Origin of the sequence: Microbacterium sp. NPDC089188, from assembly GCF_040685155.1 — a bacterium.
Taxonomy (GTDB): Bacteria; Actinomycetota; Actinomycetes; order Actinomycetales; family Microbacteriaceae; genus Microbacterium; species Microbacterium galbum.
The window spans coordinates 463979-477174 of sequence record NZ_JBFBHH010000004.1 but is presented as its reverse complement, the minus strand read 5'-3'; the positions used below and the strand labels follow the sequence as shown (position 1 = coordinate 477174).

Sequence of the window (13196 nt, the reverse complement as noted above, 5' to 3'; positions counted from 1 at the left end):
CGCGGCGACGCGGTCACGGTGCGGCACGCGGGTGTGCGACCCTTGTTGCTGCGGTTCTCCGGTGTGCGGGAACCCGGTGAAGGAAACATGAGCGACCAGACCGCCTCGACCCCGGATGCCGTGTCCCCGGCATCCCGTTCCGCCGTCCGCCGTCGAGGCTGGGGGTCGTTCCTGCGCGACCTCGTCGTGATCGTGGTCATCGCGCTGCTGGTGTCGTTCCTGGTCAAGACGTTCGTGGTGCGATCGTTCTACATCCCGTCGGCGTCGATGGAGAACACCTTGATGATCAAGGATCGGATCCTCGTCGACGAGCTCACCCCGCGCTTCGGCGAGTACTCCCGGGGGGACGTCGTGGTGTTCCGCGATCCGGGTGGATGGCTTGACACGGCCCCGGCCCCGGAGCGGTCCGCGTTCGTGGAGGGCGTGGACTGGGTGCTGTCCCTCTTCGGCCTTTCGGCCCCCGACAGCGACGACCACCTCATCAAGCGCGTCATCGGCACGCCGGGCGACCACGTCGTCTGCTGCAACGCCCTGGGGCAGACAACCGTCAACGGCGTGCCGCTCGACGAGAGCTACGTGCGCCTGGCGCCGGGAGCCACGGCTCCCGAACCCGTTCCCTACGACGTCACCGTGCCCGACGGTTCCCTCTGGGTCCTCGGCGACAACCGCAACAGCTCGCGCGACTCGCGCTTCAACCAGGCGCAGCCGGGGCAGGGCTTCGTTCCGATCGACAACGTCGTCGGCCGCGCGTTCGTCATCACCTGGCCCTTCGACCGGTTCGGGCTGATCGATTTCCATCACGAGGTGTTCGCGGGGGTCCCCGCGCCGGGGCAGCAGTGATCGAGCCGACCCTCACCCTGGAACGCCGACTGCTCAAGCAGCACGCGATCGTCATCGCGTGCGACGAGGTCGGCCGAGGGGCCCTCGCAGGCCCGGTCGCCGTCGGCGCCGCCGTGGTCGATCCGGCCCGCTCGCGTAAGCGCGTGCCGGCGGGTCTGCGCGACTCGAAGCTCGTTCCCGAGGCGCGCCGGCCGGAGGTCGCCTCCCGCGCGGCGGCGTTCGTGCAGCACAGCGCGGTCGGGTGGGCGAGCTCGGTCGAGGTCGATGAGATCGGCATCATCCGCGCGCTCGGGCTCGCCGCGGTCCGCGCGATCGCCGACCTGCGCGCTCACGGCGTCGTCCCGGAGGAGGCCGTCGTCATCCTCGACGGCAATCACGACTACATCACGCCGGCGGGGGAGTCGGGTCTGACGGTGCGCCCGGTCATCAAGGCCGACCGCGACTGCGCGAGTGCGGCCGCGGCGTCCGTCATCGCGAAGGTCGCGCGCGACGCCCTCATGACCGGGCTGCACGACGACCTGCCCGTGTACGGGTGGGCGCGGAACAAGGGCTACGCGAGCCTCGATCACCGCGAGGCCATCTCCCTGCACGGCATGAGCACGCACCATCGCCATTCGTGGGCCATCGCGGCGGCGCCGACGCTGTTCTGACACCCGGGTGGACGCGCCCGGGCGGGTGCTCCCGTGCGGCTGCGGTCGTCGCGCGCGCCTAGGATGGGAAAACCATGGATGACGACGTCTTCGAGGATTACGACCGCGAACTCGAACTGGCCCTGTACCGCGAGTACCGCGATGTCGTGCGCCAGTTCACCTACGTGATCGAGACCGAGCGCCGGTTCTACCTCGCGAACGACGTCAACGTCGTCCGCCGCGACACCGAGCACGACTTCTACTTCGAGATCTCGATGACCGACGTGTGGGTGTGGGACATCTACCGCGCCGACCGCTTCGTGAAGTCCGTGCGCGTGCTGACGTTCAAGGACGTCAACGTCGAGGAGCTCTCGCGCCACGACTTCCAGCTGCCCGACGAACTGTCGCTCGACAACTGACGCCTCCTCCCCACTCCGGCCTTCCCTCGATCCATCCACCGACAGGGCTCCGGGCTCCACGGGGAGGATGAGCCTGCTGCCACGCTCTCGGGCATGGCAGCGAAAGACGACCTCGGCAGAGCCGGAGAAGACCGCGCGGTCGCCTATCTGATCGGCGACGGCTACCGCATCCTGGCGCGCAATTGGCGATGTCCACAGGGGGAGATCGACGTCGTGGCCGAGCGCAGCGGCACGCTCGTCATCGTCGAGGTCAAGACCCGACGCAGTGAGGACTACGGTCACCCGTTCGAGGCAGTCGATCGACGGAAGGCCGAGCGCCTCTGGCGGCTGTCGATGGCCTGGCTCGCCGAGCATCCGCAGCACGCGCGCGGGCGTCGTCTGCGGGTCGACGTCATCGGCCTGATCGGTGACGATCCCGCCGACGCGCGCCTCGAGCACCTCGAGGACGCCCTGTGACGGTTGCGCGCACGTGGGCGGTGGCGTTGACGGGACTGCGCGGCGACCTGGTCGAGGTCGAGGCGGACGTGTCGTCGCAGACTCCCGAGTTCGCGATCATCGGCCTGGCCGACAAGGCCCTGGGCGAAGCGGGCCGGCGGGTGCGCAATGCGTGCGCCAACCGTGGCCTGGACCTCCCCAAGCGGCGGATCACCGTCAACCTCTCCCCGGCGAGTCTGCCCAAGCGCGGCTCGGGCTTCGACGTCGCGATCGCCGTCGCGGCCCTCGCGACCTCCGTGCGGATGGATGCCGCTCACGTCGCCGACACGGTCCACATCGGCGAGCTCGGACTCGACGGTCGGCTGCGGCCCGTGGCCGGGGTGCTCCCCGCGGTCGTGGCGGCCCGCGCCGCGGGGCTGACCCGGGTCGCCGTACCGAAGGCGAACGCGGCGGAGGCGGCACTGGTCGACGGCATGGAGGTGTACCCGGCCGTCTGCCTCGCCGACGTGGTGCGCTGGCACGGGGGCAGCAGCGAGGCGCCCGACCTGGCCGCCGTCGAGCTGCCCGAATCTGCCGAACCGGCCGACGCCGTGCTCGATCTGGCTGACGTGGTGGGCCAGCGCGAGGCGGTCGAGGCCCTCGTGGTGGCGGCCGCGGGCGGGCATCACGTCCTCATGAGCGGACCACCGGGGGCCGGTAAGACCATGCTGGCCCGCCGACTGCCCGGCATCCTGCCGCCGCTCGACGACGAGGCGGCCCTGTCCGTCGCGTCGGTGCGCTCGCTCTCCGGCGAGACCGTGACCCGTCTGACGCGCGTACCGCCGTTCGAGAGTCCCCACCACGGGGCGACGGCGGCCGCGCTCATCGGGGGCGGCTCCGGAGTGATCCGCCCGGGCGCGATCGCGCGGGCGAGTGAGGGCGTTCTGTTCCTCGACGAGGGCGGGGAATTCCCGGCCTCGGTCTTGGACGCCCTGCGGCAACCGCTCGAGAGCGGGGTGATCCAGGTGCATCGCTCCGGCGTGGCGGCGACCTATCCGGCGCGGTTCCAGCTGGTGGTGGCCACCAATCCGTGTCCGTGCGGGCAGTACGGCGTCCCGGGAGCCACGTGCGAATGCGCCCCGCAAGCGATCCGCCGCTACACCCGGCGCCTGTCGGGACCGCTGCTGGACCGCATCGACATCGACCTTCGCCTGCAACGCGTCTCGTCGGTGCGCCGCGACTTCGCAGGCGCGACGATGACGACGGCGCATGCCCGGTCGCTGGTGGCGGAGGCACGCGCCCGTGCCGCGCGACGGTGGGACGAGACGCCGTGGCGGCGGAACGCCGATGTCCCCGGAACCTGGCTGCGCGGACCCGCTGCGCCGAGCTCCGAGGTGCTCGCGCCGCTCGACGTCGCGCTGCGACGAGGCGCCCTGACGCTGCGCGGATACGACCGCCTCATGCGCGTCGCCTGGACGGTCGCCGACATCGCCGGCCACGACCGCTTGGAGGCAGCCGACGTCGGTCGAGCGCTCTTCCTGCGGCGCGGAGCGAACGCCTCATGATCCCCATCGAACTGTCCGAGGCGTCGGCGCGCCGCGCGCTCGACGGGCTTCGCGAGGGCGTCGACCTCGGCGACGAACCGCTCGACCCGGCGGAGGTCTATGCGCGCGCGGTGTGGAGCGTGCTCGTCGAGCCGGGAGACAGCGAGGCGGGCGTGCTGATCGCGGCCGTCGGCGCCGCCGCAGCGCTCCGTGTGGTGATGGACGGCCGCGGTGACGCCCTCGACCGGGCACGAGCGCGATGGATGCCGAGACTCCAGGGTTCGGCGGTCGACGCCGCTCTCGACGCGGCTCGGCGATGCGGCGCTCGCCTCGTGGTTCCCGGAGATGAGGCGTGGCCAGCGCGCTTCGGAGATCTCGAGGCGCACGCCCCGGTCGCCCTCTGGCGACGGGGGAGAGGGACGCCGTCGGATGCGCCCGCGGTCGCTCTCGTGGGCGCGCGCGCCGCGACCGCGTACGGCGAAGGTGTGGCGGCCGATCTCGCCGCCGAGCTCGCGGCGGCAGGTGCGGTGGTGATCTCCGGCGCCGCCTACGGCATCGACGGCGCGTGCCACCGGGGTGCGCTGTCGATGGGTGGCACGACGGTGGCCTTCCTCGCCGGAGGGGTCGACCGCCCGTACCCCCGCGGACATGAGGGTCTTCTGGAGCGGATCGCGGCGACGGGGGCCGTGTGGAGCGAGACCCCGTGCGGAGCGGCGCCGACGAAGTGGCGGTTCCTCGGGAGGAACCGCCTCATTGCGGCGATGGCCCACGCGGTCGTCGTCATCGAGGCCGGCTGGCGGAGCGGATCCCTGAACACCGCCGGCCACGCCGCGATGCTCGGCAGGCGGCTCGGGGCGGTGCCCGGTCCGATCACGAGTGCGGCGTCGGCCGGATGCCATCGGGTGCTGCGCGAATTCGACGGCGTGTGCGTGACGTCGGCGGCGGACGTCCTCGAAATGCTGGGCGCGGGCGGCGCTCCCGCGGGCGACAGTGGGCGCGCCGCCGATGCCGACAGGACCGATGACACCACGAGGCTGTTCGACGCGCTGTCGCCTCGATCGGCGAGGTCGGTCGACGATGTGGCACGACGGAGCGGACTCGCCCGTGACGATGCCGCCGTCCTGCTCGGCTTCGCGGAGTTGGAGGGTCGTGCCGTCCGCGACGACGACGGCGCGTGGCGTTCGGTGACGCGGGGGAGTACTCGGTCATGAGAGGGGGCGACGCCGCGTCCGGCTGCTGCGCGGCGGTCCTGGGCGGAGCGCATCGTCGGCGACGGGCCGAGGGCCGGGGCACCGGCTCGCGCGCTTCCCGCGCGTCACCCGCGGCTCGGCGACGGCGGGAGTCAAAGTGGGAGGGTGCGTACATCCGCGGTGGTCGAGGGCTATCTGTCCCACCTGGCGGAGGTGCGCCGCCTCTCGGCCGCGACGGTCCGCGCCTATCGGTCGGATCTCGACGACCTGGTGCGCGTCCTGAACGATCCGCCGATCGCCGAGATCGGGGTCGACGACCTTCGCGAATGGCAGTGGCGCGCCTCGCAAGCGGGCAAGAGCAAAGCCACCGCGGCTCGACGCACCTCGACGGTGCGCGGGATGTTCGCCTGGGCGGGCGACGCCGGCCTCGTCACCGTCGATCCGTCCCAACGGCTCGTCTCCCCCAAGCGCGGGCGGACGCTCCCCGCCGTGGCCACGCAGGACGCGCTCTCGGAGGTGCTCGCCGCGGTGGCCGAGTCGGCGACGCAGGGCGATGCCGTCGCTCTCCGCGATCACGCCCTTCTCGAACTGCTCTACGGCTCCGGGGCGCGGGTCTCCGAGGCATGCGGACTCGACCTCGACGACATCGACCACGAACGGCGGACCCTCCGGCTACGCGGAAAAGGCGACAAGGAGCGCGTCGTGCCGTTCGGACTGCCGGCCGAGCGCGCCCTCCAGGCCTACCTCGTCCGGGCTCGGCCGGTCCTCCGCGCCCGGAGGGAAGCGCAGGCGTCCGACGATCTCCCCCGCAGCGACCGGGGGCGCCCCGACGCAGCCCGTGGCGATGGCGGTCGGGCGGCCCGCTCCAGCTCGGGCGGCGCCGCACACGGCACGGACCGCGACGCGCGAGCTGTGTTCCTCGGAGCGAAGGGGTCGCGCCTGGGACCGCGCGCCGTCCATGCGCTCGTGTCGCGCACCGTCGGTCCGCGGCTGGGGACCGACGTGCTGGGCCCGCACGCGCTCCGGCACTCCGCCGCCACACACCTCCTCGACGGCGGCGCCGATCTGAGGGCCGTGCAGGAGATCCTGGGCCACGCCAGTCTGGGGACCACTCAGATCTACACGCACGTCTCGGCGGAGAGGCTCCGGGAGGCGTACCGTCTCGCCCACCCTCGAGCCTGAGCCCGGCGGCCCCCGGCTGGCGTGCGCGACCCCGCACCCCGTAGCGTGGGAGCCGTGCCGTCCCGTCGAGTCGTCGCCGCTGTCGCAGGTGCGTTGTTCGCCTGCGGTGCGCTCACCGCGTGTGCGATGCAACCCCAACCGGTCGAGACGCGACTCCCGCCCGGTTACGGAGCCTCGGACGCTTCGCCGACGGCATCCGTCCCGACGGCATCCGTTCCGTCGCCCTCGGTCGTGACGCGCTCGCCGGCCCCGGACGCCGATGCGACATCCGCGCCGCTGGTCACCGTCACTCCGCAGCCCTCGAGCCCCGTCGCCGACCCCGGCGCGCTCTCGTGCGGCGACGGCGGCAGCCAGAACATCTCGGGCTCCGAGCGATCCGTGCGTGTCACGGGCACGTGTTCGGAAGTGACCGTGTCGGGGTCGGCCCTCACCGTCGACGCCTCCGGGGCGTCCATCGGCACGCTCCGGATCTCCGGCGACCGGGCGCGTGTCGTCGCCGCCGGAATAGACATGGTCGTGGTGCAGGGGAACGACGGCTCGGTCGAATCCTCGGGCGGGATCGGAAGCGTCGACCTCAGCGGCGACCGTACGTCGATGCAGGCGGCGGGTGCCATCTCGGCGGTGACCGTTCGCGGGCAGGACAACGTGGTGCGCGCCGGTGGGGGCATCGGAACGACGACGATCGAGGGTCGCGGCAATCAGATCGGGTGATGCCGGTCCTCGACCGGGCGCCGGTGAGGCCGATCTTCGCCCGACACGGGGGAGCACGACGGGGCCCGAGGCGGCGCCCCACGAACGGGAGCGGTGAGGCCGACCTTCGCCCGACACGGGGGAGCACACGAGCCCTGTTGCAGCGCCCCGAACGGCAGCCGGTGAACCCGATCCTCGCCCGACACGGGGGAGCACCAGGATGTCCGAGCGGCGCCCTGCGACCGGGCGCCGGTGAGCCGATCTTGGCCCGAAGCGGGGCAGGACGGGGACCCGAGGCAGGGGCCCGGGGTGACGCCGACACGGGGAGGAGCGCCCCGGAACGACACCGCGAGTCATCCTCCGCCGCTCAGCAGCACGGCAGGAGCACAGCGCGTGGCACGCCGCCGAGAAGACGGAGCGGATTGACGTACTCGCCGTCGAGGCGGACCCCCAGGTGTACCGTCGCGGGCGCGGTGTGCCCGCCCTCGGCGACCATCGCGAGCGGCTGGCCCGGCGCCACGTGCTCACCGACCGCCAGGTCCGAGACGACCGGCTCGAACGAACTCACCAGGCCCCCGCCGTGGTCGATCGTGAGCACCCCGCGCCCCGCGACCGCGCCGACGAAGGCGACGACCCCGTCGGCGGGAGCGCGCACCTCCGTGCCGGCGAGGTCGACGCCCCGATGGCCCGGACCGTAGGGGTGCGCGGGGGCCTCCCACCCGCGCACGATCCTCACCGGAGAGACCGGCCACACCCAGCCGCGCTCGGCGAGGGGGGCCGCACCGTCCCCGCGAGCCGGGGCGTTCATGCCGACGAGCGCTGCGCACAGGGTCAGGATCACGACGATCGCAGCGAGGCGTCGGCGCGCGGAAGGAGGAGTCATGGCGGGGAGTCTGCCCCTCCCCGTCACCTCCGCGTGGCGGCCGCGGCGCGAATCGGGACGGACCCGTGCGCGCACGCGGTGGGGAGGAGGCGTCCTGTATGCTGGGGGATGCATCCCGCACGTCGGGATGACTCCGCGTGCCCACAGCGCATCGCGTCTTCTTCCCAGAAGCCGCACCGCGCGGCATCCACACCCCATGGTCCTCCGCTCCGGCGGGTGGCGGGTGTGCGCCGGGCACCAGGCTCGCCGGACGGTCCGTCCGGCGCGAATAACCGCAACCACGGCGCGAAAGCGCCCAGAAACAGGAGTACGACCATGGCCGTCGTCACCATCCGCCAGCTGCTCGACAGCGGCGTTCACTTCGGACACCAGACCCGCCGGTGGAACCCGAAGGTCAAGCGCTTCATCCTGACCGAGCGCTCCGGCATCCACATCATCGACCTGCAGCAGTCGCTCGGCTACATCGACAAGGCGTACGAGTTCGTCAAGGAGACCGTCGCGCACGGCGGCACCATCCTCTTCGTCGGCACCAAGAAGCAGGCGCAGGAAGTCCTCGCCGAGCAGGCGACCCGCGTGGGCCAGCCCTACGTCAACCAGCGCTGGCTCGGTGGCCTCCTCACCAACTTCCAGACGGTGTCGAAGCGCCTCGCCCGCATGAAGGAGCTCGAGGAGCTCGACTACGAGAACCCGGCCGAGAGCGGCTTCACCAAGAAGGAGCTCCTGCTCAAGAAGCGCGAGCTCGACAAGCTGCACAAGTCGCTCGGCGGTATCCGCAACCTGCAGAAGACCCCGTCGGCCATCTGGGTCGTCGACGCCAAGCGCGAGCACCTCGCGGTCGACGAGGCCAAGAAGCTCGGCATCCCCGTGATCGGCATCCTCGACACGAACGCCGACCCCGACGAGTTCCAGTACCCGATCCCCGGTAACGACGACGCGATCCGCTCGGTGAGCCTGCTCACGCGCATCATCGCCGACGCCGCGGCCGAGGGCCTCATCCAGCGTCACCAGCCCGCCGGTGAGGAAGAGGCCGCCGAGCCTCTCGCCGAGTGGGAGCGCGAGCTGCTCGAGACCAACGCCGAGACCACCGAGGCCGCGACCGAGTCGGCTGACGACGCCGCCGGCGCCGAGGCTCACGACGAGGCCGTCGCCGCCGAGTCGGGCGAGACCGCGACCGAGGTCGCGGACGCCGAGGCCACCGACAGCAAGTAAGCCGCACGACGCCGCCGTCACCCCCGCGTGCACGGCGCGTCACCCGCACAGGCTACGATCCGGCGGGGTCGTGACAGCCCCCTTCTCGTGAGGGCGGCGACACGGCCCCGCCGGGCCCACATCTAGAACGCAAACGACAAGGAGACCGCCACACCATGGCAAACTTCACGATCGCCGACATCAAGGCGCTGCGCGAGCAGCTCGGCACCGGCATGGTCGACACCAAGAAGGCGCTCGAAGAGGCCGACGGCGACGTCGAGAAGGCCGTCGAGATCCTGCGCCTCAAGGGCGCCAAGGGCAACGCGAAGCGCGCCGACCGTTCGACGAGCGAGGGCCTCGTGGTCGCTCGCGAGAACGCCGGCTCGGTCACGCTGCTCGAGCTCGCCTGCGAGACCGACTTCGTCGCCAAGAACGAGCGCTTCATCGCTCTGGCCGACAAGGTCGTCGACGCGGCGGCCGCCGCCGGTGCCGACTCGGTCGAGGCCGCTCTGGCCGCCGACGCCGAGGGCAAGACCGTCGAGCAGCTCATCTCCGACGAGGCCGCGATCATCGGCGAGAAGGTCGAACTGCGCCGCGTGCGCACCATCTCGGGCGACAAGTTCGAGGTCTACCTGCACAAGACCAGCAAGGACCTGCCCCCGCAGGTCGGCGTGGTCCTCGCCTACACCGGTGACGACGCCGAGACCGCTCGCTCCATCGCGCAGCACATCTCGTTCGCCAACCCCTCGTACCTCACCCGCGACGCCGTGCCCGAGGCCGACGTCGAGAAGGAGCGCGAGATCGTCACCGAGATCTCCCGCAACGAGGGCAAGCCCGAGGCCGCCCTGCCGAAGATCGTCGAGGGACGCGTTAACGCGTTCTTCAAGCAGGTCGCCCTGCTCGACCAGGACTACGCGAAGGACAACAAGCTGTCCGTCGCCAAGGTCGCGTCCGACGCCGGTCTCACCCTGACCGACTTCGCCCGCTTCAAGGTCGGCGCGTAACCCTTCGACAGGCTCAGGGCCCGTCATGAGGCCCGGGATGCCATGGCATCCCGGGCCTTTTCCCTGCCCGCGGCCCGTATCGGTCGGCGTCGGCGGGGGGATAGTTTGTTCAAGACGAGAGGACACCACACGTGATCGATGAAGCCACCAAGCGCCGCCGGGTTCTGCTGAAGCTGTCGGGGGAGGCGTTCGGCGGAGGCCAACTGGGTGTCAATCCCGACGTCGTCAGCCAGATCGCACGCGAGATCGCCGAGGCGGTGGACCGGGTCGAGATCGCGATCGTGGTCGGCGGCGGCAACTTCTTCCGCGGCGCCGAGCTCAGCCAGCGCGGCATGGATCGCGGCCGCGCCGACTACATGGGCATGCTCGGCACCGTGATGAACTCCCTGGCCCTGCAGGACTTCCTCGAGCAGGCGGGAGCCGCCACGCGCGTGCAGTCGGCGATCTCGATGACGCAGGTGGCCGAGCCCTATATCCCGCGACGGGCCGTGCGTCACCTCGAGAAGGGCCGCGTCGTGATCTTCGGCGCCGGCGCCGGCCTGCCGTACTTCTCCACCGACACCGTCGCCGCCCAGCGCGCGCTCGAGATCGGTGCGACCGAGGTGCTGGTCGCCAAGAACGGCGTCGACGGCGTGTACACGGCCGACCCGCGCGTGGACCCCAGTGCCACCAAGCTCGACCACCTCACCTACAGCGACGCGCTGCAGAAGGGCCTCAAGGTCGTGGACTCGACGGCGTTCAGCCTCTGCATGGACAACGGCATCGACATGCGCGTGTTCGGCATGGAGCCGGCCGGCAACGTCACCCGTGCGCTGCTGGGCGACGAGATGGGAACCCTCGTCACCGCGTGACGCGCCGCGCGGGCCCGGGGAGCCGGGCCCGCGCGCGACTAGACTGGCACCTCAGTCCAACGAATGGAGTCACCGTGATCGCCGATGTCCTCGCCGATGCCGGAGCGCGAATGGATCGCGCCGTCGAGGCCGCGAAGGAGGACTTCGCGACCGTCCGCACCGGACGCGCGAACCCCCAGATGTTCCAGAAGGTCCTGGTCGACTACTACGGGTCGCCCACCCCTCTCGCGCAGCTCGCGTCGCTGAACAACCCCGAGGCGCGCACCCTCGTCATCAACCCCTACGACAAGTCCGCGTTGAAGGCCATCGAGCAGGCCATCCGCGACATGCCGAACCTCGGCGTCAACCCCACCAACGACGGCACGATCGTCCGCGTCACCATGCCGGAACTCACGCAGGACCGCCGCAAGGAGTACGTCAAGATCGTGCGCGGCAAGGGAGAAGACGCGAAGGTGCAGGTGCGCAACCTGCGCCGCAAGGCGAAGGACGACCTCGACGCCCTGAAGAGCGACGTCGGCGAGGACGAGCTCGTTCGGGCCGAGAAGGAGCTCGACGCCGTCACGCGCACGCACGTCGACCTGATCGACGACGCGCTCAAGCGCAAAGAGGCCGAGCTTCTCGAGGTCTGACCCGCATGCCCGACGCCCCTGAGACCGGTGACGCCGAGCCGGTCGACCCGCTCGACGTCCGTCGTGCCGATCCGACGCGCCGTCCGACGACGGGCGAGGGGGTCACGGCGATCGAGTCGCAGCTGCGTGCCATGCGATCGGATGCCGAGCAGCACATCGCGCACGCGCGCGCCGAGTTCGACCAGGCGAACGAGCGTCTGAAGCAGCGCACGGGGCGCGACCTGATCGTCGCGACGCTCATCGGCGTGGGGATCGGTGCGATCGTGATCGCCTCGCTGATCTTCGTGAAGTGGGCCTTCGTCCTCTTCGCCGCGGCCGCGATGGTGCTGGGGGTCGTCGAGTTCAGCCGAGCCCTGCAGGTCGCCGGGCGGCGCGTCGACGTCGTCCCGCAGCTGGTCATGGGGTTCGTGCTGCTGCTCAGCGGGTTCTTCCTCGGCGCCTGGGTGCACTGGATCGCCACCCTCGTCGCGGTCGTCGTGGTCGTCGTGTGGCGGCTGGTGGCGCAGCTCTTCGCCGCCGACGGACGGCTGCGCATCGACGTCATCGGCGATGTGCTCGTCGCGGGGTTCGTGCAGCTGTACGTTCCGTTCCTCACCAGCGTCGCCATGATCCTGCTCGCTCAGCCGCGTGGGGAGTGGTGGGTTCTCGCGTTCCTCATCCTCGCCGTCGCGGCCGACACCGGTGCGTACATCTCGGGCCTCACATTCGGTCGGGGCGGGCGGCATCCGATGGCTCCGCGCATCAGCCCGAAGAAGACCTGGGAGGGTTTCGCGGGCGCGTGCGTGGCGGCTCTGGTCGCCGGGGCGCTTCTGGCCGTGTTCATGCTCCAGGTCCCGTGGTGGGCCGGGCTCATCTTCGGCGCGACCGTGCTGGCCACGGCGACCGTCGGCGACCTCGGCGAGTCGATGGTCAAGCGCGACCTCGGCATCAAGGACATGAGCTCGTGGCTACCCGGACACGGGGGGGTGCTCGACCGCCTCGACTCGATCCTGCCGTCGGCGACGGCCGCTCTGGTGATGTTCTATCTGCTCGCCCCGTTGGGAGTGTCATGACCGAGACCCCGATCCACGACAAGGTCGCCGCGACCCCTTTCCCCGAGACGACGGGACGCACCAAGGGCTACGAGAAGCGCGCCGTCGACGCATTCCTCGCCCGCGCGCGCGACGCGTTCGAAGCCGACGACCCCGGCGTCCTGCGCTCGTCGGAGGTTCGCGCGGTGTCGTTCCCGCTGGTCAAGGGCGGCTACGCCGTGGCATCCGTCGACGCGGCCCTGGGTCGGGTCGAAGACGCCTTCGCCGCACGAGAGCGCGAGCACGCTCTCTCCCGGCTCGGGGCGCGGGCCTGGGTCGCGGAGACGCGCGACACCGCCCAGGTCGTGCTCGACCGTCTCGGTCGGCCGCGCGGACAGCGCTTCGAGCGCGTGTCGCTGCTGCATTACGGGTACCGGGTCGACGAAGTCGACGTCGTCGCCGACCGCGTCGCGCGCTACCTCGCGGCGGGCGACCCCGTGACGCCCGACCAGGTACGCGCCGTCGCATTCCGCCTGCAGCGCGGTGGATACCGCGAGACCCAGGTCGATGCGGTGCTCGACGCCGTCGTCGAGGTCATGCTCGCCGTCGGATGAGGCATCAGGATGACACCCGTTCCGACTCGTCGGTAGACTCGGCCGCACTGTGACTTCTGGCTCGGAACTCTCGCGTAGATCATCGGACCGCGTCGCCCGTCGAGGCGTC

16 protein-coding genes are annotated in these 13196 nt (G+C 71.3%); 14 read left to right on the top strand and 2 right to left on the bottom strand.

The window, feature by feature from the left end; translation table 11 throughout:
* The first annotated feature begins 87 nt into the window (after positions 1 to 87).
* From lepB to AB0N80_RS15385, 7 genes are all read left to right on the top strand, one after another.
* Positions 88 to 840, top strand: a complete 753-nt coding sequence (gene lepB / locus AB0N80_RS15415) for a signal peptidase I (protein ID WP_363579242.1) — start codon at positions 88 to 90, stop codon at positions 838 to 840.
* Positions 837 to 1490 (top strand): ribonuclease HII, encoded by a 654-nt coding sequence (locus AB0N80_RS15410; RefSeq protein ID WP_315995523.1) that lies wholly within the window; start codon positions 837 to 839, stop codon positions 1488 to 1490. The genes lepB and AB0N80_RS15410 overlap by 4 nt, the downstream gene beginning before the upstream one ends.
* A gap of 74 nt (positions 1491 to 1564) precedes the next feature.
* A complete protein-coding gene (locus AB0N80_RS15405) occupies positions 1565 to 1888 on the top strand; it encodes a DUF2469 family protein (RefSeq protein WP_055836674.1) in 324 nt (107 codons plus the stop codon).
* 93 nt (positions 1889 to 1981) lie between these two features.
* Positions 1982 to 2344 (top strand): YraN family protein, encoded by a 363-nt coding sequence (locus AB0N80_RS15400; protein ID WP_363579240.1) that lies wholly within the window; start codon positions 1982 to 1984, stop codon positions 2342 to 2344.
* A complete protein-coding gene (locus AB0N80_RS15395; RefSeq protein WP_363579238.1) occupies positions 2341 to 3867 on the top strand; it encodes a YifB family Mg chelatase-like AAA ATPase in 1527 nt (508 codons plus the stop codon). Before AB0N80_RS15400 ends, AB0N80_RS15395 begins: the two co-directional genes overlap by 4 nt.
* Positions 3864 to 5057, top strand: coding sequence for a DNA-processing protein DprA (gene dprA / locus AB0N80_RS15390; RefSeq protein ID WP_363579236.1), 1194 nt, complete (start codon positions 3864 to 3866; stop codon positions 5055 to 5057). The genes AB0N80_RS15395 and dprA overlap by 4 nt, the downstream gene beginning before the upstream one ends.
* 144 nt (positions 5058 to 5201) lie before the next feature.
* Positions 5202 to 6218, top strand: coding sequence for a tyrosine recombinase XerC (locus AB0N80_RS15385; protein ID WP_315995527.1), 1017 nt, complete (start codon positions 5202 to 5204; stop codon positions 6216 to 6218).
* A 164-nt stretch (positions 6219 to 6382) separates the two neighbouring features.
* Here AB0N80_RS15385 and AB0N80_RS15380 read toward each other — a convergent pair whose 3' ends face one another.
* A complete protein-coding gene (locus AB0N80_RS15380; RefSeq protein WP_315995528.1) occupies positions 6383 to 6607 on the bottom strand; it encodes a hypothetical protein in 225 nt (74 codons plus the stop codon).
* A gap of 22 nt (positions 6608 to 6629) precedes the next feature.
* Between AB0N80_RS15380 and AB0N80_RS15375 the strand changes: the two genes are divergently transcribed.
* Positions 6630 to 6929 carry a hypothetical protein gene (locus AB0N80_RS15375; RefSeq protein ID WP_315995529.1) on the top strand — a complete coding sequence of 100 codons (300 nt, stop codon included), beginning with the start codon at positions 6630 to 6632 and terminating at the stop codon, positions 6927 to 6929.
* A gap of 346 nt (positions 6930 to 7275) precedes the next feature.
* Here the strand turns inward: AB0N80_RS15375 and AB0N80_RS15370 are convergent, their stop codons facing one another.
* Positions 7276 to 7791 (bottom strand): M23 family metallopeptidase, encoded by a 516-nt coding sequence (locus AB0N80_RS15370; RefSeq protein ID WP_363579234.1) that lies wholly within the window; start codon positions 7789 to 7791, stop codon positions 7276 to 7278.
* A 315-nt stretch (positions 7792 to 8106) separates the two neighbouring features.
* Between AB0N80_RS15370 and rpsB the strand changes: the two genes are divergently transcribed.
* The 6 genes from rpsB to AB0N80_RS15340 all read left to right on the top strand — a co-directional run bounded on the left by rpsB (position 8107) and on the right by AB0N80_RS15340 (position 13087).
* Positions 8107 to 9000, top strand: coding sequence for a 30S ribosomal protein S2 (gene rpsB, locus AB0N80_RS15365; protein ID WP_315995531.1), 894 nt, complete (start codon positions 8107 to 8109; stop codon positions 8998 to 9000).
* 155 nt (positions 9001 to 9155) lie between these two features.
* Positions 9156 to 9983 carry a translation elongation factor Ts gene (gene tsf / locus AB0N80_RS15360; RefSeq protein WP_136585461.1) on the top strand — a complete coding sequence of 276 codons (828 nt, stop codon included), beginning with the start codon at positions 9156 to 9158 and terminating at the stop codon, positions 9981 to 9983.
* Positions 9984 to 10114: 131 nt separating this feature from the next.
* Positions 10115 to 10834 (top strand): UMP kinase, encoded by a 720-nt coding sequence (gene pyrH, locus AB0N80_RS15355; protein ID WP_315995532.1) that lies wholly within the window; start codon positions 10115 to 10117, stop codon positions 10832 to 10834.
* A gap of 74 nt (positions 10835 to 10908) precedes the next feature.
* Positions 10909 to 11463, top strand: a complete 555-nt coding sequence (gene frr / locus AB0N80_RS15350; RefSeq protein ID WP_315995533.1) for a ribosome recycling factor — start codon at positions 10909 to 10911, stop codon at positions 11461 to 11463.
* Positions 11464 to 11468: 5 nt separating this feature from the next.
* Entirely contained in the window at positions 11469 to 12515 is a 1047-nt protein-coding gene (locus tag AB0N80_RS15345; RefSeq protein WP_315995534.1) for a phosphatidate cytidylyltransferase, read from the top strand.
* On the top strand, positions 12512 to 13087 hold the full coding sequence (locus AB0N80_RS15340; RefSeq protein ID WP_315995535.1) for a DivIVA domain-containing protein: 576 nt from the start codon (positions 12512 to 12514) through the stop codon (positions 13085 to 13087). Before AB0N80_RS15345 ends, AB0N80_RS15340 begins: the two co-directional genes overlap by 4 nt.
* Positions 13088 to 13196 lie beyond the last annotated feature (109 nt).

Excerpts from the sequence above, each read along its gene's own strand:
- AB0N80_RS15405 (WP_055836674.1), top strand. The coding sequence starts at position 1,565 with ATGGATGACGACGTCTTCGAGGATTACGACCGCGAACTCGAACTGGCC.
- rpsB (WP_315995531.1), top strand. The coding sequence starts at position 8,107 with ATGGCCGTCGTCACCATCCGCCAGCTGCTCGACAGCGGCGTTCACTTC.
- AB0N80_RS15340 (WP_315995535.1), top strand. The coding sequence starts at position 12,512 with ATGACCGAGACCCCGATCCACGACAAGGTCGCCGCGACCCCTTTCCCC.
- lepB (WP_363579242.1), top strand. The coding sequence starts at position 88 with ATGAGCGACCAGACCGCCTCGACCCCGGATGCCGTGTCCCCGGCATCC.
- tsf (WP_136585461.1), top strand. The coding sequence starts at position 9,156 with ATGGCAAACTTCACGATCGCCGACATCAAGGCGCTGCGCGAGCAGCTC.
- AB0N80_RS15345 (WP_315995534.1), top strand. The coding sequence starts at position 11,469 with ATGCCCGACGCCCCTGAGACCGGTGACGCCGAGCCGGTCGACCCGCTC.
- AB0N80_RS15400 (WP_363579240.1), top strand. The coding sequence starts at position 1,982 with ATGGCAGCGAAAGACGACCTCGGCAGAGCCGGAGAAGACCGCGCGGTC.
- dprA (WP_363579236.1), top strand. The coding sequence starts at position 3,864 with ATGATCCCCATCGAACTGTCCGAGGCGTCGGCGCGCCGCGCGCTCGAC.
- AB0N80_RS15370 (WP_363579234.1), bottom strand. The coding sequence starts at position 7,791 with ATGACTCCTCCTTCCGCGCGCCGACGCCTCGCTGCGATCGTCGTGATC.